Source organism: Streptomyces sp. NPDC086147, from assembly GCF_040702165.1.
GTDB lineage: Bacteria > Actinomycetota > Actinomycetes > Streptomycetales > Streptomycetaceae > Streptomyces.
On record NZ_JBFBJO010000006.1, the window covers coordinates 197863 to 216717 of the forward strand.

General features: G+C 75.1%; 18 protein-coding genes and 1 other RNA gene. 7 read left to right on the top strand and 12 right to left on the bottom strand.

Annotated elements, in window-relative coordinates:
- Positions 1–11 precede the first annotated feature (11 nt).
- Together AB0398_RS16265 and AB0398_RS16270 are read right to left on the bottom strand one after the other, a co-directional pair.
- Positions 12–998, bottom strand: a complete 987-nt coding sequence (locus AB0398_RS16265) for a small ribosomal subunit Rsm22 family protein (protein ID WP_366375562.1) — start codon at positions 996–998, stop codon at positions 12–14.
- A gap of 9 nt (positions 999–1007) precedes the next feature.
- Positions 1008–2402: a Bcr/CflA family multidrug efflux MFS transporter gene (locus AB0398_RS16270; RefSeq protein WP_366375564.1), complete on the bottom strand. Its 1395-nt coding sequence runs from the start codon at positions 2400–2402 to the stop codon at positions 1008–1010.
- Positions 2403–2502: 100 nt separating this feature from the next.
- On the opposite strand from AB0398_RS16270, the gene AB0398_RS16275 reads away from it, so the two are divergent.
- Positions 2503–3489 carry a Gfo/Idh/MocA family oxidoreductase gene (locus AB0398_RS16275; protein ID WP_366375566.1) on the top strand — a complete coding sequence of 329 codons (987 nt, stop codon included), beginning with the start codon at positions 2503–2505 and terminating at the stop codon, positions 3487–3489.
- A 15-nt stretch (positions 3490–3504) separates the two neighbouring features.
- Here the strand turns inward: AB0398_RS16275 and AB0398_RS16280 are convergent, their stop codons facing one another.
- On the bottom strand, positions 3505–5136 hold the full coding sequence (locus tag AB0398_RS16280; protein ID WP_366375568.1) for an alkaline phosphatase D family protein: 1632 nt from the start codon (positions 5134–5136) through the stop codon (positions 3505–3507).
- Positions 5137–5271: 135 nt separating this feature from the next.
- On the opposite strand from AB0398_RS16280, the gene AB0398_RS16285 reads away from it, so the two are divergent.
- Complete coding sequence (locus AB0398_RS16285; protein WP_366375570.1) at positions 5272–6015, top strand: SDR family oxidoreductase; 744 nt, start codon at positions 5272–5274, stop codon at positions 6013–6015.
- Between the two features lie 55 nt (positions 6016–6070).
- On the opposite strand, the gene AB0398_RS16290 is transcribed toward AB0398_RS16285, so the two are convergent.
- The 3 genes from AB0398_RS16290 to rnpB all read right to left on the bottom strand — a co-directional run bounded on the left by AB0398_RS16290 (position 6071) and on the right by rnpB (position 7294).
- Positions 6071–6394, bottom strand: coding sequence for a nuclear transport factor 2 family protein (locus AB0398_RS16290; RefSeq protein WP_366375572.1), 324 nt, complete (start codon positions 6392–6394; stop codon positions 6071–6073).
- 175 nt (positions 6395–6569) lie between these two features.
- Positions 6570–6755: an antitoxin gene (locus tag AB0398_RS16295; protein ID WP_366375574.1), complete on the bottom strand. Its 186-nt coding sequence runs from the start codon at positions 6753–6755 to the stop codon at positions 6570–6572.
- A 140-nt stretch (positions 6756–6895) separates the two neighbouring features.
- Positions 6896–7294: RNase P RNA component class A (rnpB, locus tag AB0398_RS16300), an RNA gene on the bottom strand.
- A 79-nt stretch (positions 7295–7373) separates the two neighbouring features.
- Here rnpB and AB0398_RS16305 point away from each other — a divergent pair.
- The gene (locus AB0398_RS16305) at positions 7374–8141 is read left to right on the top strand and encodes a MerR family transcriptional regulator (RefSeq protein WP_366375575.1); all 768 of its coding nucleotides are present in this window, start codon (positions 7374–7376) and stop codon (positions 8139–8141) included.
- A gap of 50 nt (positions 8142–8191) precedes the next feature.
- Complete coding sequence (locus AB0398_RS16310) at positions 8192–9031, top strand: hypothetical protein (protein WP_366375577.1); 840 nt, start codon at positions 8192–8194, stop codon at positions 9029–9031.
- On the opposite strand, the gene AB0398_RS16315 is transcribed toward AB0398_RS16310, so the two are convergent.
- On the bottom strand, positions 8976–10418 hold the full coding sequence (locus tag AB0398_RS16315; RefSeq protein WP_366375579.1) for an RNB domain-containing ribonuclease: 1443 nt from the start codon (positions 10416–10418) through the stop codon (positions 8976–8978). The genes AB0398_RS16310 and AB0398_RS16315 overlap by 56 nt on opposite strands.
- 284 nt (positions 10419–10702) lie before the next feature.
- Between AB0398_RS16315 and yaaA the strand changes: the two genes are divergently transcribed.
- Both yaaA and eda read left to right on the top strand, forming a co-directional pair.
- Positions 10703–11470, top strand: a complete 768-nt coding sequence (gene yaaA, locus AB0398_RS16320; protein ID WP_366375581.1) for a peroxide stress protein YaaA — start codon at positions 10703–10705, stop codon at positions 11468–11470.
- Positions 11471–11533: 63 nt separating this feature from the next.
- Entirely contained in the window at positions 11534–12175 is a 642-nt protein-coding gene (gene eda, locus AB0398_RS16325; protein WP_366375583.1) for a bifunctional 4-hydroxy-2-oxoglutarate aldolase/2-dehydro-3-deoxy-phosphogluconate aldolase, read from the top strand.
- On the opposite strand, the gene AB0398_RS16330 is transcribed toward eda, so the two are convergent.
- The 4 genes from AB0398_RS16330 to AB0398_RS16345 form a co-directional block, all read right to left on the bottom strand.
- Entirely contained in the window at positions 12162–12974 is an 813-nt protein-coding gene (locus AB0398_RS16330) for a GNAT family N-acetyltransferase (protein ID WP_366375585.1), read from the bottom strand. The two genes, eda and AB0398_RS16330, sit on opposite strands and share 14 nt — an antisense overlap.
- Positions 12975–13037: 63 nt before the next feature.
- Complete coding sequence (locus AB0398_RS16335; RefSeq protein ID WP_366375587.1) at positions 13038–14537, bottom strand: bifunctional RNase H/acid phosphatase; 1500 nt, start codon at positions 14535–14537, stop codon at positions 13038–13040.
- On the bottom strand, positions 14537–15280 hold the full coding sequence (locus tag AB0398_RS16340; RefSeq protein WP_366375872.1) for a C4-type zinc ribbon domain-containing protein: 744 nt from the start codon (positions 15278–15280) through the stop codon (positions 14537–14539). Before AB0398_RS16340 ends, AB0398_RS16335 begins: the two co-directional genes overlap by 1 nt.
- Entirely contained in the window at positions 15277–16098 is an 822-nt protein-coding gene (locus AB0398_RS16345; RefSeq protein WP_366375589.1) for a Nif3-like dinuclear metal center hexameric protein, read from the bottom strand. The genes AB0398_RS16340 and AB0398_RS16345 overlap by 4 nt, the downstream gene beginning before the upstream one ends.
- A 289-nt stretch (positions 16099–16387) precedes the next feature.
- Between AB0398_RS16345 and AB0398_RS16350 the strand changes: the two genes are divergently transcribed.
- Positions 16388–17578 (top strand): hypothetical protein, encoded by a 1191-nt coding sequence (locus AB0398_RS16350; protein WP_366375591.1) that lies wholly within the window; start codon positions 16388–16390, stop codon positions 17576–17578.
- Between the two features lie 268 nt (positions 17579–17846).
- Here the strand turns inward: AB0398_RS16350 and AB0398_RS16355 are convergent, their stop codons facing one another.
- Positions 17847–18701: a MaoC/PaaZ C-terminal domain-containing protein gene (locus tag AB0398_RS16355; protein WP_366375592.1), complete on the bottom strand. Its 855-nt coding sequence runs from the start codon at positions 18699–18701 to the stop codon at positions 17847–17849.
- Between the last annotated feature and the right edge of the window lie 154 nt (positions 18702–18855).

Consider the following 18855-nt stretch of genomic DNA (forward strand, 5'->3'; position numbering starts at 1 on the left):
CGGCGGGTCCCTCAGGACCCGTCCGCCTCCGGCGGCCACGGGTCGCCCCACTCCGCGTCACGGGCCTGCTTGTAGAGGGGCCCGTGACGCTTGGTGACGGTGTCGCGGGAGAGGCCCTCGGAGTCGCAGAGCTCCAGCTGGACCAGGCCCTTGCGGATCTGCGGCCTGCGGACGATCCGGGCGGCCGCCGGGGTCACCGGGAACCGGGTGGCGGCCACGTACGCGTACTTCTCGTCCTCGTACGGCAGCGAGCCGCCCTTCACCTGCCGGTGCAGCGAGGAGCGGCTGACCCGGGCCGAGAAGTGGCACCAGTCCGTGCCGGGCGCGATCGGGCAGGCGCCGCTGTGCGGGCAGGGCGCGGCGACGGCGAACCCGGCGTCGACGAGCAGGGTGCGGGCCGCGATGATCCGCTCGTAGCCGTCCGGGGTGCCCGGCTCGACCACCACGACGGCCTGCGCGGCGCGGGCCGCCTCGGTGACGAGCGAGGCGCGGTCGGCTCCGGTCAGCTCCTTGAGGACGTACGAGACGGTGACCAGGTCCGTGTCGGCGAGGCGCAGCGCGCCGCCGATCCGCTCGCGCCGCCACTCCGCGTCGAGGACGCCGCCGGCCAGCTCGCGGCCGAGCGCGAGGGCGGGCTCGGCCCAGTCGAGGACGGTGGTGCGGGGCGGGGCGTCGCCCCAGGCCTCCGCGACGGCCCAGCTCGCCGCGCCCGTGCCGCCGCCGACGTCGGTGTGGGTACGGGGCTCCCAGTCGGGCGCGGCCTCCCGCAGGGCGTCCAGGGCTCCCCGTACCGCCTCGAAGGTCGCCGGCATCCGGTACGCGGCGTACGCGGCGACGTCCGAGCGGTCGCGGAGCACGGGGGCGTCCGTCGGGGTGGTGCCCCGGTAGTTGGCGATCAGCCGTTCGACGGCCTGGGCGGTCCGGTGGGGCGGCAGGCCGCCGAGGAGCCCGGCGAGGGCGGCGCGCAGGGAGTCGGCGGAGGGGGCGGAGGCGTTCACCGAGACAGTCTAGGCGGCCGGGTCCTGGGTCTTTCCCGGTCCGGCGGGCCCGGCCGTCGGCTTCCGCCACGGGCGGCACAGGCCCAGGAAGCAGGCCAGGGCGAGGGCGGCGCAGGTGAGCTGGACGACGGCCATCGGGACGGCCGTGTGCTCGCCCGCGATGCCGACGAGCGGGGAGGCGACGGCGCCGACGAGGAAGGATGTGGTGCCGAGGAGGGCGGAGGCGGACCCGGCGGCGTGCGGGGTGCGCATTAGGGCCTGGGCGTTGGTGTTCGGCATCGCGAGGCCCATCGCGGACATCAGGACGAAGAGCCCGGCGGCCACGGGCACGAGCCCGACCTCGCCGAAGACCCCGCCGGTCATGAGGAGCAGCGCGAGCGCGGCGAGGAGGATGGTGCCGAGGCCCCAGCCGAGCACCTTGTCGAGGCTGACGCGGCCGACGAGGAGCTTGCCGTTGATCTGGCCGACGATCACGAGGCCGACGGAGTTGAGGCCGAAGAGCAGGCTGAAGGTCTGCGGCGAGGCGCCGTAGATCTCCTGCACGACGAACGGCGACGCGGAGATGTAGGCGAAGAGGACGGCGAAGGCGAGGCCGCCGGTCAGCATGTAGCCGGTGAAGACCCGGTCCGCGAGGAGCCCCCGCATGGTGCGCAGGGCCTGCCCGACCCCGCCCTCGTGCCGCCGCTCGGGCGGCAGCGTCTCGGCGAGGAAGCGGTGGACGACGAGGGTGAGCAGGACGCCGACGCCGGTGAGGACGTGGAAGACGCCCCGCCAGTCGGTGATCCGCAGGATCTGTCCGCCGATGAGCGGGGCGACGATCGGGGCGACGCCGGAGATCAGCATCAGGGTGGAGAAGAAGCGCGCCATCTCGACGCCGTCGTAGAGGTCGCGGACGACGGCGCGGGCGATGACGATGCCGGCGGCGCCCGCGAGGCCCTGGAGCAGCCGGAAGCCGATGAGGGCCTCGGCGGTGGGCGCGAGGGCGCAGGCGGCGGTGGCGAGGACGTACACGACCATGCCGGCGAGCAGCGGGCGGCGGCGTCCCCACTTGTCGCTCATGGGGCCGACGACGAGCTGGCCGAGGGCCATGCCGGCGAGGCAGGCGGTGAGGGTGAGCTGAATGGTGGCGGCGGGGGCGCCCAGCGCGCCGGTGACCTCCGGCAGGGCCGGGAGGTACATATCCATGGAGAGCGGGGGGAGGGCGGTGAGGCCGCCCAGGACGAGGGTGACGAGCAGGCCGGCCCGGCGGGCGGCGGTGACGCCGGGGGCGGCGGGCGCGGGAGCGGCGGGGTCGGCGGTCGCGGCGGGGACACCGGCGGCGGCGAGGGCGCCGGGCGCGTCGGGAGCGACGGCACCCGTCTCGTCTATGTTCCCTTGTGTTGTCTTCTGACCGCTCTCCGGCATCGACCGCTCCATTTCGTTGAAACCTTGCCTATGCTCTCAGCTCGACCGGCATGGTCGAGACCTCTGCGAGACGGGCGGGGACATGGGGACGGGTGGGCACATGGGTGGGAAGGTGCGCTGGGGGATCCTGGCGACGGGCGGCATCGCGGAGCGGTTCACCACCGACCTGCTGACGCTCGACGACGCCGAGGTGGTGGCGGTGGCGTCCCGCAGCGACGCGCCCGCGAAGGCCTTCGCGGAGCGGTTCGGGATACCGAGGGCGTACGGGGAGTGGGCCGGGCTCTTCGCCGACGAGGACGTCGACGTGGTGTACGTGGCGACCCCGCACCACGCCCACCGGACGGCGGCCGGCCTCGCCCTGGAGGCGGGCAAGGCGGTGCTCTGCGAGAAGGCCCTCACGCTCAACGCCCGGGAGGCGGCCGAGCTGGTCGCCCTCGCCCGGGACCGCGGCCTCTTCCTGATGGAGGCCATGTGGATGTACTGCAACCCGATGATCCGGCGGATCGCGGAGCTGGTGCGCGACGGGGCGGTCGGCGAGGTCCGCACGGTCCAGGCCGACTTCGGGCTCGCGGGCCCGTTCGCGGCCGACCACCGGCTGCGGGACCCGAAGACGGGCGGCGGAGCGCTGCTCGACCTCGGGGTGTACCCGGTGTCGTTCGCGCAGCTCCTGCTCGGCGAGCCGGACTCGGTCCAGGCGCACGCGCTGCTCTCGCCGGAGGGCGTCGACCTGAACACGGGGATGCTCCTCGGCTGGTCCGGCACGGGCGCGTCGGCCCTGCTGTCCTGCTCGATCGCCGCGGACACCCCGCTGACGGCCTCGGTGACGGGTTCGCTCGGCCGGATCGACGTGCCGCGCGGCTTCTTCTTCCCCGAGCGGTTCACCCTGCACCGCGAGGGCGCCGAGCCGGAGGAGTTCGTGGCGGAGGCCGATCCGAACGGCTTCCGGCACGAGGCCGCCGAGGTGACGCGCTGCCTGCGGGCGGGCGAGAAGGAGTCCCCGCTGGTGCCGCTGGACGGCTCGCTCGCGGTGATGCGGACGCTCGACGCGGTACGGGACCGCATCGGCGTCCGCTATCCCGGGGAGTGACCTTCGCACGGGGTACTACGCCGGGGTGAGCCCCGGGTTCCCCGCCTCGGTGACGAAGGAGGCGGCGGTGGTGACGGGGGCGCCCGGGGTCGTCACGTACGGGACCGTACGGAAGTCGGCGCGGGCGCTCTCGCGGTCGAGGGAGACCTTCACGTAGCCCCGCCGCCCGTTGAAGAACCGCAGGTGCGGATTGGCCTGCATGAGCTTGTCGTAGTTCGAGGGGCGGTCGGCGCCGTCCTTGCCGCTGGTGATCGAGGTGGTGACGATCTCGGTGCCGACGGTCCGGGAGGCCGGGTCGCGGAAGTCGGCCTTGAGGTCGAGTCCGTAGGAGACGTGCACGTCGCCGGTGAGCACCATTAGGTTCTCGACGCCGGCGGCCTCCGCGCCCGCCAGGATCCGCTGCCGGGAGGCCGGGTAGCCGTCCCAGGAGTCCATGGAGAGCTTGAAGTCGGCGGTGGGGCGGTCACGGCGCTCGGCGAAGACGACCTGCTGCGGCAGCAGGTTCCAGCGGGCCCGGGAGCGGCGCCAGCCGTCGAGCAGCCAGCGCTCCTGGGCGGCGCCGGTCAGGGTGCGCGACGGCTCCTCGGACTCGGGCCCCGGGACCTGCCAGCCGTCGCCGTACGCCTGGTCGGAGCGGTACTGGCGGGTGTCGAGGATGTCGAACTGCGCGAGGCGCCCGAAGCTCAGGCGCCGGTACAGCCGCATGTCGGGGCCGTCGGGGAGCTGGGGGCGGCGCAGCGGCTGGTGCTCCCAGTAGGCGCGGTAGGCGGCGGCGCGGCGGAGCAGGAACTCCTCGGGCGGGACGGTGTTCTCGGGGGTGTCGCCCGCGTAGTTGTTCTCGGTCTCGTGGTCGTCCCAGGTGACGACGAAGGGGTGGGCGGCGTGCGCGGCCCGCAGGTCGGGATCGGTCTTGTAGAGGGCGTAGCGCAGCCGGTAGTCCTCCAGGGTGAGCGTCTCGCGGTTGAACAGCTCCGGCAGCACGCGGTCGGTGTAGGCGCGGGCGCCGCCGACGGAATTGACCGCGTACTCGTACAGATAGTCGCCGAGGTGGAGGACGATGTCCACGTCCTCCTGGGCGAGGTGGCGGTGGGCGGTGAAGTGGCCGTCGTGGTACGCCTGGCAGGAGACGGCGGCGAACGAGAGCGCCGCGGTGCGGGCGCCGGGGGCGGGGGCGGTGCGGGTGCGGCCGACCGGGCTGGTCCAGGCACCGGTGCGGAAGCGGTAGAAGTAGGCGCGGCCGGGTTCGAGATGCTCGACCTCGACGTGGACGGTGTGCCGGAACTCGGGGTGGGCGGTGGCGGCCCCACGCCGCGCGACGCGCCGGAAGCGCTCGTCGTGGGCGAGCTCCCAGTGGACGGTGACCCGCCGGTCGGGCAGTCCGCCGCCGGGCTCGAAGGGGCGGGGCGCGAGCCGGGTCCAGAGCAGGACGGAGCCGGGCTGGGGGTCGCCGGAGGCGACGCCCAGGGTGAACGGGTCCTCGGTGACGCGCCGGGCGTCGAGCTCGGCGGCGGCCGCGGAGCCGGCGGCGGGCAGCTGGGTGGCGAAGGCGAGCGCGGCGGCGGCGCCGGTGACGGTGAGGAACCGCCGCCGCCCGAAGTGCCGCGCGGCGTCCCGGAGTTCCTGGTGATGCTCATGTGTCCGACTCATGTGCCCCTCCCCTGACAGATGCTGTGCGCTCGTCATTCGAGGGGGCCGGGGCGACCACGTGTTGTCGGGTACAGGACATCCACGTGTCGGACGGATGAGTTCACGGTGCACGCGTCTCGCGTACGCTGCGCGCCCATGAGCATCGCAGTGGTGACGGGAGCGGGTTCGGGCATCGGCCGGAGCGTGGCCCGCGCGCTCGCGGCGGCGGGCTGGTCGGTGGCGCTCGCGGGCCGCCGGGCGGAGCCCCTGGAGGAGACGGCGGCGGCCCTCCCGGACGGGGACTTCCTGTGCGTCCCGACGGACGTGACGTCGGAGACGGAGGTGGCGGCCCTCTTCTCCTCGGTACGGGACCGCTACGGGCGCGTGGACCTGCTCTTCAACAACGCGGGGACGTTCGCGGGCGGCGGGACCCCGGTCGAGGACCTGGACCCGGCGACCTGGCGGGCGGTCGTCGACGTCAACCTGACGGGCGCGTTCCTGTGCGCGCAGGCGGCCTTCCGGGCCATGAAGGAGCAGGACCCGCAGGGCGGCCGGATCATCAACAACGGCTCCATCTCGGCCCACGTGCCGCGCCCGCACTCGATCGCGTACACGGCGACGAAGCACGCGATGACGGGCCTGACGAAGTCCCTGTCCCTGGACGGGCGTCCGTACCGGATCGCCTGCGGCCAGCTCGACATCGGCAACGCGGCGACCGACATGACGGCCCGCATGCAGACCGGCATCCTCCAGGCGGACGGCCGGCTGGCCCCGGAGCCGGTGATGGACGCGGCGGACGTGGCGGCGACGGTGGTGCACATGGCGGGGCTGCCGCTGGAGGCGAACGTGCAGTTCGCGACGGTGATGGCGACGGCGATGCCGTACGTCGGCCGGGGCTGAGGCACGGGGAGGGGGCGGCGGGGTCCTCGTCGGCCCACCGCCCTCTGCGCCCTTCCTACGCCTGTCCGGTCTCGAACCGGGCGATCCTCCCGTCCTCGACGGTGAACCGCCAGCGGGTCCGCATCTCGCCCCAGGTGTCGTTGCGGTAGCGGGCGACGAGGTCGCGCCCGTCGGCCTTCTGGGACTCGACCTCCATGTGACCGCGCGAGGAGAAGACCTCCTTCTCGGTCCACTCGTCGAGGTCCCGCTCGGAACCGTCGTCGGACATGGTGGCACCGGGCGTGAGGGCCGCCCGGAAGGCCTCCTGGTCGTTGGCGTTGAGGGCCGCGACGAAGGCGCGCACGGCCGGGTCGGAGAGCTGCTCCACGGGAATGGTCATGCCCTACCCGTACACCGCCCGCCCCACCGATCCCCCGGAACCGGGCCGCGTCCCCCGGCGTGTCAGCGGGCGGGCTGGGCCACCTGGGCGAGCGGAGAAACGGTCCGGCCCGGCGGCTCGTGCCGCCGGGCCGGACCGACCTGTCAGTGGGCCGGCAAGTCGCCGTTCCCCTGTGTCACTGGGGCGGCGTGTCCTGGTCACGGCCCATCTGCTGCTTGAGCCTGTCCTGGGCCGTGTCGACCTGGCCGCTGTACTTGCCCTGACTCTTCTCGTCGACGAAGTCCCCTGCCTTGTCGACGCCCTTCCCGGCCTGGTCCTCGTGGCCCTTGAGCGCCTGCTTGAGCTTGTCCAGCATCGACATCGCGGTACTCCTCGAAGTCTGTCCGTCAACGGGCACCTCCAAGGGTCCCCCCTCACCGCCCCGGCCGCATCCGCGCAGCCCGCGACTTCAAAGGAAGGGCCCTGACCTGCGATTTCGCGGTCGAGGGCCCTGAGGGGCGGCAGACGAGTCGGGCTGTACGCCGGGTTCTGTCCCCCGGGACCTCGCGGTCGTCGGGGTGACGGCCATCCATCTAGGGCCGGCGTTGCCGCCGGCCTCCTGCGGTCTACCCGCGGACTCGGGCGAGCAGCCCTCGAACATCCGCGCAGGGACACCGGGGTGTCCCCTCTTGACCTTGCTCCGAGTGGGGTTTACCTAGCCGCCTGAGTCGCCTCAGGCGCTGGTGGTCTCTTACACCACCGTTTCACCCTTACCGAGGACCGAGGTCCCCGGCGGTCTGTTTTCTGTGGCACTGTCCCGCGGGTCACCCCGGGTGGCCGTTAGCCACCACCCTGCTCTGTGGAGCCCGGACGTTCCTCGGGAGGATCCGAGGATCCCCACGCGGCCGCCCGCCCGGCTCGTCTGCCGTGCCGACCATGCTACCCGCCGCGCCGGCCCGTCCTTGACCCTGCCGCAGCGTCAGGGTTTCTACTGGGCCCCATGCGTATCGGCGAGATCGCCGCCCTGGTCGGGGTCACCCCCCGGGCCGTGCGGCACTACCACCAGTCCGGGCTGCTGCCCGAGCCCGCGCGGCGGGCCAACGGGTACCGGGAGTACGGCGTCCGGGACGCCGTCCTGCTGGCCCGGATCCGACGCCTCACCGAGCTGGGGCTCGGCCTCGACGAGGTGCGGGACGTGCTCGCGGGCGACGAGGGGCGCGGGCTCGTGGAGGTCCTGGAGGAGCTGGCCGACGACCTCGCCCGGCAGGAGGCCGTGCTGCGGGAGCGGCGGAAGCGGCTCGCCGCCCTCCTGGACGACGCCCGCGCCGGGCGGCTGCCCGCCGACGGGCCCGTCTCGCCCGAGTTCGCCGCGCTCCTGGCCGGCCTGGGCGAGCTGCCCGCGTCCCCCATGGCCGTGAAGGACCGGCAGGTCCTCGCCCTGCTCGACGCCGTCGTGCCGGAGGAGGACCGGGCGCGCCTGATGGAGTCCCTGCGCGGGGCGGCCTCGTCCGCGCACGAGGTGTACGCGCTCTTCGACGCCCTGGAGGACGCCGCGCCGGACGATCCCCTCGTGGGCGGGGCCGCCCGGGTGCTCGCGGACTCCCTGGCGGACATGCCCGGGGTCAAGCTGCCGGAGGGCACGGCGGAAGGCCGCGACTCCGGGCTCCTCCTCGCCGACGCGGTCTTCGCGGACCTCTCCCCCGCCCAGGAGGCGGCCGTACGCCTCGCGGTACGGCTCGTCCGGGAACGGCAGGAGGGGGCTTCGTGACGTCCGTACGTCCGCGTCGGGGACGGGGACGGGGGCGGCAGGGGGGACCCGTGACGTCCCCGCGCCCCCTCCGGCTCCTCGCCTACGCCGTCCTCCCCCTCGAACTCGTCCTCGTCATCTGTCTCGCCGGCGGCGTGCGGATACCCGCCCCCGTCCTGGGCCTCGTCGAGGTCCTCGTGGCGGGGCTCCTCCTCGCCGAGTGCCTGGCCTATCTGCGGCTGCGGCGGAGCGGGCTCTCGCGGCGGGACGCCGTGGCGGAGCTGGTGCCCGGGCCCGTGCTCCGGCTCCTCGGGCACGAGCTGCGGCTGCTGGCGAGCCTGGGGCGGTGGGTCGCGCGCCGGCCGCATGGGACCGCCGGCGCGGACGGCGTCTTCCCGCACGCCCGCGACCAGGCGGCGCTGATGTACGGCTTCGCGTTCGTCTGCGTGGTCGAGACCGTCGGCATGTCGTACCTGCTCGCCCGCTGGCCCGTCGTCCACGGGATCGTCCTCGTCCTGGACGTCTACACCGTGCTCTTCGTCCTCGGTCTGCACGCCGCCTCCGCGACCCGCCCGCACGTCCTCGCCGACGACGTCCTGCGGCTGCGGCAGGCCGCCCACGTCGACCTGCGGATCCCGCTCGACCGGATCGCGTCCGTACGGCGCGAGACGCTGTTCTCCCACGGCAAGGCCGACGGCGAGCTGAACCTCGCCGTCGGCGCGCAGACCTCCGTCACCGTCGAGCTGACCGAACCGGTCGACGCGCCCCGGCTGTTCGGCGCTCCCCGGTCCGTACGGGTCGTCAGGGTCCACGCCGACGACCCGCACGCCCTGTACAGGGCGGTGAACGAGGCGCTCACGCGGGCGCGAACAGCACCTTCGCCCGGCCCGGGTCCGCTTCCGCGAGTCTGACCCGCAGCCACTCCCCCAGCGGCAGCGGGGAGTCGCCGCCCGCGATCCGGGCGACCACCGCCGGGTCGTCCAGGTGGACGGTCCCGGTGGACGGTTCGCGCTCCTTGACGTCGATCACGTACGCGTCGAAGACCTCGCCGATCCGGTCCTTCAGGAGCGCCGCCTCGACGACGTCGACGCTCTCGCGCTCGACGGCGTTGGCGCGGCGCGAACCCGCGGCCATCTCGTCGGGGAGCGCGGGCAGCGCGGCCCGCACCCACTCGGGCGGCTCGTCCCCGGCAACCGCCGCCACGCACAGCTCGCTCGCGTACCGGTCGACGAGCCTGCGCAGAGGAGCGGTGCAGTGGGTGTACTCGTCGGCGACGGCGGCGTGCACGGCCGGGTCGGGAATGCGGCCGTCGGTGAAGACCGTGTACCCGGCGCCGCGCAGGAGGGTGGTGCACTCCTGGAGGAAGGCGGCGTGACGCGGGTTCGACGGGTCGGCGGAACGGACGACGTCGGCGTACGGGACGTGGTGCGGCCAGTCGACGCCGAGGGCCTGCGCGGAGCGGCGCAGCCGGGCCACGGCGCCGTCGGGCGCGGTGGGGAGGGTGCGCAGGACGCCGGTGCCGGCGGCGGTCATCAGGTCGGCGGCGGCCATGCCGGTGAGCAGGGAGATCTGCGCGTTCCAGCTCTCGGAGGGGAGCGGGGCCCGGTAGGCGAGGTCGTAGCCGTGGTCCTTCTCGACGATCTCCTGCTCGGGGACGTCGAGGGAGATCCCGCCGCGCTCGATCTCGATGGCCTCGCGCAGGCGTCCGATCTCGCGCAGCAGGGCGACGGGCTCCTCGGCGGTGCCGGAGTCGAGCTGCCGCTGCACGCCCGCGTAGTCGAGCTTGGCGCGGCTGCGGACGAGGGCGCGGCGGACGTCGGTGGCGACCCTGCGCCCCTCGGCGTCGAGGTCGATCCGCCACAGCACGGCGGGGCGGACCTCGCCGGGGAGGAGGCTGGCGGCGTCCTCGGAGAGGACGGCGGGGTGGAGGGGGACCTTGCCGTCGGGGAAGTAGAGGGTGAGGACCCGGCGGTGGGCCTCGGCGTCGAGCGCGGAGCCGGGCGCGACGAAGGCGGCGACGTCGGCGATGGCGTAGTGGACGCGGTAGCCGCCGTCGGCCCTGCGGGCCAGGTGCACGGCCTGGTCGAGGTCGGTGGAGGAGGGCGGGTCGACGGTGAAGAAGGGCAGGTCGGTGGCGTCGTGCGCGGGGAGCCGGGGCGCCTTCGCGGCGGTCTCGGCCTCGGCGAGGACGGCGGGCGGGAAGTCGTCGGGGATCGCGAGCTCGGTGCGGAGTGCGCGCAGGGCGGCCCGCAGCGGAGCCTCGGCTGCGCCGGTCACGTGTATGGGGCGGCGGGGCATGGACCGAGCGTAGGGGGCGGGGGCGGGTCCGTCATTTCGGCGCGGGTCCTTGGACCGGCGGCGCGCTGCTGGCCGGTGGCGCTCCATGGTCCGGCCGCGCTCCGTGACCCGACGGCGCTCCAGGTCCGGCCGCGCTCCGTGATCCGACGCGCTCCATGGTCCGACGGCTCCCCGTGGGTGGGCCGCTCCCCGCGGACCGGCCGCGCCTGCGGGCCCGCCGCGGCTTTGTAGGCTGGGCGGCCGGGGCCGCACCCCCACCCCCGTCCGTACGAAGGAGAACCACCGTGCTCGTGCTGCTGCCGCCCTCCGAAGGCAAGGCTCCGTCGGGAAGCGGGGCGCCCCTCAAGCCGGAGTCGCTGTCCCTGCCGGGGCTCGCGGAGGCGCGGGCGGCGGTCCTGGACGAGCTGGTCGAGCTGTGCGCCGCCGACGAGGAGAAGGCCCGCGAGGTGCTCGGCCTGAGCGAGGGGCTGCGCGGCGAGGTCGCGAAGAACGCCGAGCTGCGGACGGCCGGCGCGCGCCCGGCCGGGGAGGTCTACACCGGCGTCCTGTACGACGCGCTCGGCCTGGCGACCCTGGACGCGGCGGCCCGGGAGCGGGCCGGGGACGCGCTCCTGGTGTTCTCCGGCCTGTGGGGCGCGGTGCGGGTGACCGACCGCATCCCGTCGTACCGCTGCTCGATGGGGATCAAGCTGCCGGGCCTCGGCACGCTCGGCGCGCACTGGCGGGGGCCGATGGCCTCCGTGCTGCCCGAGGCGGCCGGGGACGGCCTCGTCCTGGACCTGCGCTCGTCGGCGTACGCGACGGCGTGGCGGCCCAAGGGCGGGGTGGCGGCGCGGACGGCGACGGTGCGGGTGCTGCACGCGCCGACCCGGAAGGTGGTCAGCCACTTCAACAAGGCGACGAAGGGCCGGATCGTGCGGAGCCTCCTGGAGGCGGGCGCGGAGCCGGGCTCCCCGGCGGAGCTGGTGGAGGCGCTGCGGGACCTGCGGTACGTGGTGGAGGAGGGCGGGAAGGCGGGGGCGCTCGACGTCCTGGTGGACGAGATCCACTGAGCCCCGGTTGCATCCTGCGCAACGCTCGTTGCGACTGGCGCTCACCCTCGTCAGGATGAGGCCATGACGAGCGTGTTCGACCTTGCCCCGGAAGCCCCCGTCGTCCCCGTGGTGGTGATCGAGGACGCCGCCGACGCGGTCCCCCTGGCCCGCGCCCTGGTGGCCGGCGGGCTGCCGCTGATCGAGGTCACCCTGCGCACCCCGGCCGCGCTCGACGCCCTGCGGGCGATCGCGGACGGGGTGCCGGGGGCGGTCGTCGGCGCCGGGACCGTCGTCTCGGCGGCCGGGGTCGCGGACGCGGTCGGCGCCGGGGCCCGGTTCCTGGTCAGCCCCGGCTGGACCGGACGGCTGCTCGGCGCGATGCGGGAGTCGGGCGTGCCCTTCCTGCCGGGGGTCTCGACGGTCTCGGAGGTCGTGGCGCTGCTCGAACGGGGCGTGGACGCCATGAAGTTCTTCCCGGCGGAGGCGGCGGGCGGCGTCCCGTACCTGAAGTCCCTCGCGGGCCCGCTCCCGCAGGCCCGCTTCTGCCCGACCGGCGGCGTCTCGCCCGCCTCCGCCCCCGCCTACCTCGCCCTGCCGAACGTCGGCTGCGTCGGCGGTACGTGGATGCTGCCGCCCGACGCCCTCGCGGCCCGCGACTGGGCCCGGGTCGAGGCCCTCGCGCGCGAGGCGGCGGCGCTGCGGACGCCGGTCAGCGGCCGGTGACCTCCGCCGTGAGGTGGTCGGTCACCGGCCGGTAGCCGAGCCGCCGGTACAGGGCGTTGCTGGTGGGGTTGGCCAGGTCCGTGAAGAGCAGGACCCGCGCGGCCCCGGCGTCCCGGGCGGCGCGACTGACGGCGGCGGTGACCCCGGCGGCGTACCCGCGCCCACGGACGGCGGGCGGGGTGTAGACGAGGTGGACGCGGGACTGGCCCTCGGTCACGGGCGAGAAGCACGCCATGGAGACGGGCCGTCCGTCGGCCCCTTCCCAGAGCAGCAGCCGGCCGCCGGAGATCCGCTCCGTGACGGGTCCGGTGCAATCCTTCCCCGGCTCCTCGCCGATGTCGCGGACGAACTCCCGCGCCCAGGCGGCGGCGAGCGGCACGTCGGCCGCGGTGCCGACGCGGGCGCGCCCGGCGGGGGCCGGGTCCGGCGGGGTGAGCGTCCCGAGCCGGAAGAGCCGCATCCGGACGGTGGGGGTCCAGGGGCGGCCGATGGCCTCCGCGAACGCCTCGACGGCCGCCGTCTCGCCCCGTACGACCACCGGTCCCCCGTTCCCGGGGAGGTCCGGCGAGGAGGCGAGCGCGCGGGCCGCCTCCGGCGTCACCGTCCCGAAGGTCGGCTCCCCCGGCGCGGCCACCGCGAGCACCCCGGTGACCCGCCCGTCCGGCCCGGTCCACCAGCCGAGCCGCCCGGCCGTGTCCACGCGCGCGAGGAGGCCCGTGTTGCGGGCGGGCTCGGCGGACAGCAGGGCGCCGGCCGCCGCGCGGAAGACGGCGGGATCCTCGGTGAAGTGCCAGGTCATGGACGGTGATGGTGGTACGGGGGCGGGCCTCCCCGCCACCCGTTTTCCACCGTCCCCGCCGCCCTACCGGAGGTGCGAGGTGTCGTTGAGGAGGCGTACGGAGGCGTTGCCGTCCGCGTAGTAGGCGACGGCCGAGATCGAGGCGGCCGACAGCTCCATGCGGAACAGGGACTCCGGCGGGGCGCCGAGGGCGAGCCGGACCAGGGTCTTGATCGGCGTGACGTGGGTGACGAGGAGGACGGTGCGGCCCGCGTGGGCGGCGGTCAGCCGGTCCCGGGCCGCGGCGACGCGCCGGGAGACGGTCGCGAAGCTCTCCCCGCCGCCGGTCGGCGCGGCCTTCGGGGAGGCGAGCCAGGCGTCGAGGTCCTCGGGGTACCGCTCGCGGACCTCGCCGAAGGTCAGCCCCTCCCAGGCGCCGAAGTCGGTCTCCCGCAGGCCCTGTTCGATCCGCACGTCGAGCCCGAGGCGGGCGGCGACGGCGGCGGCGGTCTGCCGGCAGCGGGTCAGGGGCGAGCTGACGATCTCCTGGATCGTGCCCCGGGCGGCGAGCGCCGCGGCCACGGCCTCGGCCTGCCGCAGTCCGGCCGCCGACAGCTCGGGGTCGCTCCCCCCGCTCCCGGAGAACCGCTTCTCGGGCGTGAGCGCGGTCTCCCCGTGCCGCAGCAGCACGAAGGTCGCGGGCGCCCCCATGTCGGGCGCTCCCCAGCCCTGCTGGGAGGTGCCCTGCGGCTGTACGGAGGCGGGGGCGTCGGCCCGGGTGGCTCCGGTGGTGCGGGCCGCGGCGGCCGGGCCGGCCGCGTGGCCCGTCGACGCCAGGGCGCCGGCCTCGGCCTCGAAGTCGCCCGAGGCGACCGGGGCGGCCGAGGTCGCGGTGGCGTCCTCGGCGGCGAACAGTCCGTCGTCCGCGGTCGGCCAGGCACCCGCGCCCACGCCCGTACCTGTGCCCGCGCTCGTACCGGCGCCGGCCGTCGCCGAATCGGAGGTCCCGGACGTCCCGGCGGCCGGGGAGCCGGACAGTGCCGCCCGCGCCCGAGCCGCTCCCGCCCGCGCGTCGCCCGGCGGGCCCGACGGCGGCGGGGTGGCGGCGTTGCGGGCGGCCGAGGCGTCCAGGGCCGCCGTGGAGCCGGACGGCTCCCACTGGCGCCCGAGCCGCCCCGCGTCCATCGCCTCGTTCGCGAGCCGGTCCGCGTGCTTGTTCCGCTCGCGCGGGATCCACTCGTAGCGGACGCGGCCCGCCGGGAAGACCCGGCCGGCCTCGGCCGCGAGCGGCTTCATGTCCGGGTGCTTGATCTTCCAGCGGCCGGACATCTGCTCGACGACCAGCTTGGAGTCCATGCGGACGTGGACGGTGGCGTCCGGGAAGAGCTCCCGGGCCGTCTTGAGGCCCGCGACCAGGCCCTTGTACTCGGCGACGTTGTTCGTCGCCACACCGATGTACGCGGCGGCCTCGGCGAGCGTCTCGCCCGTCGCCGCGTCCAGGACCACGGCCCCGTACCCGGCGGGCCCCGGGTTGCCCCGGGAACCCCCGTCCGCCTCGACGACGAGCTCGCGCGCGGAGGTCATTACAGGCCGGACTCCGAGGTGCGGACGAGGATCCGGCGGCAGTTCTCGCACCGGACGACCGTGTCCCTGGCGGCGGCGCGGACCTCGTTCAGCTCGGTGATGTTGAGCTCGATGTGGCAGCCCTCGCACTTGCGCTGGTAGAGCCGGGCCGCGCCCACGCCGCCCTGCTGCTCGCGCAGCTTCTCGTACAGCTTGAGCAGGTCGGCCGGGACCGAGCCCGCGACGAGCTCGCGCTCCTTGGTGACGGAGGCGGTCTCGGCGTCCAGCTCGGCCTGGGCGGCGTCGCGGCGGGCCGTGGCGTCGTCGGTCTTGGCCTGGACGGCGGAGACCCGCTCGGTCAGCTCGGCGAGGCGCTCCTGGACCGACTCGCGGCGCTCCATGACCTCCAGGACGATCTCCTCCAGGTCGCCCTGGCGCTTGGCGAGGGAGACGATCTCGCGCTGGAGGTTCTCCAGGTCCTTCGGGGAGGAGACGGCGCCGGAGTCCAGGCGCTGCTGGTCGCGCGCGGCGCGCTGGCGGACCTGGTCGACGTCCTGCTCGGCCTTGGTCTGCTCGCGGCCGCAGTCGCTCTCCTCGGTCTGCGCGGCGACGAGCAGGTCGCGCAGCTGGTTGAGGTCCTTGGTGAGCGCCTCGATCTCGGCGTGCTCGGGCAGCGAGCGGCGCTTGTGGGCGAGCTGCTGGAGGCGGGTGTCCAGGGCCTGGACGTCGAGGAGGCGGATCTGGTCGGCGGGCGCGGCGTTCAGTTGGGGGCTCCAGGAGAAGAGGTGTGGTGGGAGGACCAGGGGTCGGTGACCGTCTTCGAGACGTGGACGCGGAGGTCCCAGCCGTGACGGTCGGAGATCGCGTCGAGCTGCGCGGCGGCCTGCTCGCACCAGGGCCACTCGGTGGCCCAGTGGGCGGCGTCGACCAGGCCCAGCGGAGTCCGCTGGGTGGCCTCGGAGACCGGGTGGTGGCGCAGGTCGGAGGTGAGGAAGGCGTCCACGCCCGCGGCGCGCACGGCGTCGAAGAGGCTGTCGCCGGAGCCGCCGCTGACGGCGACCCGCCGCACGAGCATGCCGGGGTCGCCGGCGACCCGGACGCCCTGCGCGGTGGCGGGCAGCCGCGCGGCGGCGCGGGCGGCGAACTCGGCGAGGGTCTCCGGGCGGTCGAGCTCGCAGATCCGGCCGAGGCCGTTCTCCGGGACGAGCGGGCCGGTGACGCGCAGGTCGAGGGCGCCGGCGAGGGCGTCGGAGACGCCGGGGTCGGCGGTGTCGGCGTTGGTGTGCGCGACGTGGAGGGCGATGTCGTTCTTGATGAGTTCGTGCACGACGCGGCCCTTGAAGTGGCCGGCCGCGACCGTCGTCGTACCGCGCAGGTAGAGCGGGTGGTGGGCGACGATCAGGTCGGCGCCGAGGGAGACGGCCTCGTCGACGATCTCCTGGACGGGGTCGACGGCGAAGAGGACGCGGCCGACCCGGGCGTCGGGATCGCCGCAGACGGTGCCGACGGCGTCCCACTGCTCGGCCCGGTCGGGCGGCCAGAGGGCGTCGAGCTCGGCGATGACTTCAGACAGACGGGGCACGGGGGAAAGGCTACCTGTCCCGCGTACTGCGCCGCCCTGACCTGTGGACAACCCCGTCCGGGCCCCGGCCTCCTGTGGACAACCCCGCCCCCGGTCACACCCCGCCGCCGGAGTCCCCCGCTCCACTTAGGCTCCCCTTACTCGGAGTCACCGCCGGTCACTCCAGCACACCCGCCCGCTCCCGCTCAGCAGAACCGCCGGGCGGCCACCCTTATGTGTGAAGTGAGCGGGCTCGTGTTGTTCGGCTGGAAGTGCGAAAACTAGCTTCGTCGCCGGAGGTGACGAGTCGATGACAGCGTGTGCCATCGAGACGACGGCCGAGGACGACGACCGCGAAGGGAAGCAGGGCGGGAGCGGCGGCCGGCCGACGGGGTTCACGACCACGGCGAACGGCGCGTACGCGGCCAGGCTCGCGGGCGTCGGGGACGCCCTGTACGTGGAGAGGTGGACCCTCGACGGCCCGGAGCCGTACGCCGTGCCGCTCCCCCTCGACCAGCCGGAGGAGCCGCACACCCAGCTCCTGCCCCTCGCGGACGGCCGGGTCCTCGTCTGCCGCCGCGTGGACGGGCGGCGGAACTCCTTCTCCCTGCTCTACCCGACCGGCCCGGACACCGGGGAGCTCCGGCTCGGCTCGGTGGAGGCGCCCGGCTCCGAGGCCCTCGTCCTGCTCCCGCCCTCGCCGGACGGCATCTGCGCGTACGCGATGTGCGTCGGCCCCGGGAGCACGACGCTGTGGCTGGTGGCGGGCGGGGCCTTCGGCCCCGAGCAGGTGGCGGAGGTCGAGGGCCGCTGCTCGGGCGGGGTGTGGCTGGACCGCACGGGCCGGATGCTCGCCCTGGACCGGCGGCTCGGCGACGGGCCCGTGAAGGCGGTCGCCGTGGACCTGGAGCGGGGCGGGGAGGTGACGCCGCTGCTCCAGATCACCGAGGAGAGCGACGACCGGCTGCTGCTCGCGGACCCGGACAGCGGGCTGCTCCTGATCCGCTCCGACGCGCCGTCGCCGGGTCACGACCGGCTCGGCTGGGGCGTCCTCGGCAGTCTGCTCCCGGTGCGCTTCCCGGACTGCCTGCGGCTCGACGACGCGGCGGTGACGCCGTTCGCCGTGCAGCCGGGGCAGGTGCTCATGCCGGAGGGCTGCGCGGTGGCGCTGCGGATCGACGCGGCGGCCGGGAGCTGGGTGGGGACCTGGCGGCCCTCGTCCCGCCGGATGGACCAGCTGGCGGTCCCGCAGGGCTGGCTGGCGGGCGCGGGCCTGTGGACGCCCGGGGGCGTCCTGCGGCTGCCGTACGCGGCGCCCGGGACGCCGTGCGGGCTCGCGGCCCTGGAGCCGCCGCCCGAGCCGGGCCCCGCGCCGGAGCCGGTGACGGTCCCCGAGGAGCCCCGGGTGTGCCGCCCCGTACCGCTCCAGCAGGCCCCCCTCGCGGACGGCCGACCCGCCGACCAGGGCCTGTCCGGTGGATCGGGGCCGGGCAGGCCCTAGACTTTCGGGCCGCACGGCAAGATCGATTCCTACGGGGTGAGTTGCAGCATGTCGGAGACAGGCACGGAGGGTACGGAGCCGCACGGCTCCGGGCGGCATCGTGGCGAGGCCTCGCCGGCGGAGGACTCCTCGTCCTCGCCGCACGGCCGCCACCGCCGCGAACCCGACGCGCAGTGACCGGGCGCGCAGGGTGAACCGGAGGGCCCCGGGGGAGACCCCGGGGCCCCCCGCGTCCCCGGCCGTCCCCTCCGCCCCTTCCTCCGCCGCCCTACGCGTGCTCCACGAACGTGTCGGCGAGTACGGGGGCGTCGTCGCGCTCCGCCGCCGTGACCGTCGCCTGGGTGCCGCCCTCCACCGTCCACATCCGGATGCGCAGGGTCTCGCCGGGGAAGACGATCCCGGCGAAGCGGGTGCGGTAGGCGCGGACGCGGGTGACGTCCCCGTCGAGCAGGGTGTCCACGACGGCCTTGAGGGCCATCCCGTAGGTGCAGAGGCCGTGCAGGATGGGCCGGTCGAAGCCGGCGAGGGCCGCGAACTCCGGGTCGGCGTGCAGCGGGTTCCAGTCGCCGGAAAGGCGGTAGAGCAGGGCCTGCTCCTCGCGCACGTGCCGTTCCACGGTCCGGTCGGGCGCGCGGCCGGGCAGGGCGAGCCGGTCGGAGGGGCCCCGGTCGCCGCCCCAGCCGCCCTCGCCGCGCACGAAGATCTGGGCGTCGCTCGTCCACAGCGGGCCGTCGGCGTCGGCGGTCTCGGAGCGCAGGACGAGGACGGCGGCCTTGCCCTTGTCGTGGACGGCGGCGACGCGGGAGGTGGAGACGGCGCGCCCGCCGGTGGGGAGCGGACGGTGGAGGGTGATCGACTGGGCGCCGTGCAGGACGGCCATGAGGTCGACGTCGACGCCGGGGGCGGAGAGTCCGTCCACGATCCCCATGCCGCCGCCCGCGACGGTGGCGAAGCTGGGCAGGACGTGGAGCCGGGACTCCAGGGTGTAGCGGAGTTCGGCCGGGTCGGTGGCGGGCACGCCCGCGCCGAGGCCGAGGTGGTAGAGCTGGACGTCCCTGTGGTCCCAGGCGATCTCGGTGCTGCGGGGTTCGGCGGCGACGGCCTTGGCTGCGTCGATGGGCATCGGGCTGCTGCTCCTCACGCGATCGCTGCCGGGACGGGGCCGCCCCGGAGCGCGGTCGTTCTGGAACGTGTTCCAGTTCGGTGGCCCCATGTATAGCCGAGGCGGCAAGGGTTGGGAACCCTCGGTGACGGCACGTCAGCACCCTTACGGGATC

Coding starts and splice junctions, on each gene's coding strand:
- AB0398_RS16270 (WP_366375564.1), bottom strand. CDS start 2,402: ATGCCGGAGAGCGGTCAGAAGACAACACAAGGGAACATAGACGAGACG.
- AB0398_RS16275 (WP_366375566.1), top strand. CDS start 2,503: ATGGGTGGGAAGGTGCGCTGGGGGATCCTGGCGACGGGCGGCATCGCG.
- AB0398_RS16280 (WP_366375568.1), bottom strand. CDS start 5,136: ATGAGTCGGACACATGAGCATCACCAGGAACTCCGGGACGCCGCGCGG.
- AB0398_RS16285 (WP_366375570.1), top strand. CDS start 5,272: ATGAGCATCGCAGTGGTGACGGGAGCGGGTTCGGGCATCGGCCGGAGC.
- AB0398_RS16290 (WP_366375572.1), bottom strand. CDS start 6,394: ATGACCATTCCCGTGGAGCAGCTCTCCGACCCGGCCGTGCGCGCCTTC.
- AB0398_RS16295 (WP_366375574.1), bottom strand. CDS start 6,755: ATGTCGATGCTGGACAAGCTCAAGCAGGCGCTCAAGGGCCACGAGGAC.
- AB0398_RS16305 (WP_366375575.1), top strand. CDS start 7,374: ATGCGTATCGGCGAGATCGCCGCCCTGGTCGGGGTCACCCCCCGGGCC.
- AB0398_RS16315 (WP_366375579.1), bottom strand. CDS start 10,418: ATGCCCCGCCGCCCCATACACGTGACCGGCGCAGCCGAGGCTCCGCTG.
- eda (WP_366375583.1), top strand. CDS start 11,534: ATGACGAGCGTGTTCGACCTTGCCCCGGAAGCCCCCGTCGTCCCCGTG.
- AB0398_RS16330 (WP_366375585.1), bottom strand. CDS start 12,974: ATGACCTGGCACTTCACCGAGGATCCCGCCGTCTTCCGCGCGGCGGCC.
- AB0398_RS16335 (WP_366375587.1), bottom strand. CDS start 14,537: ATGACCTCCGCGCGCGAGCTCGTCGTCGAGGCGGACGGGGGTTCCCGG.
- AB0398_RS16350 (WP_366375591.1), top strand. CDS start 16,388: ATGACAGCGTGTGCCATCGAGACGACGGCCGAGGACGACGACCGCGAA.
- AB0398_RS16355 (WP_366375592.1), bottom strand. CDS start 18,701: ATGCCCATCGACGCAGCCAAGGCCGTCGCCGCCGAACCCCGCAGCACC.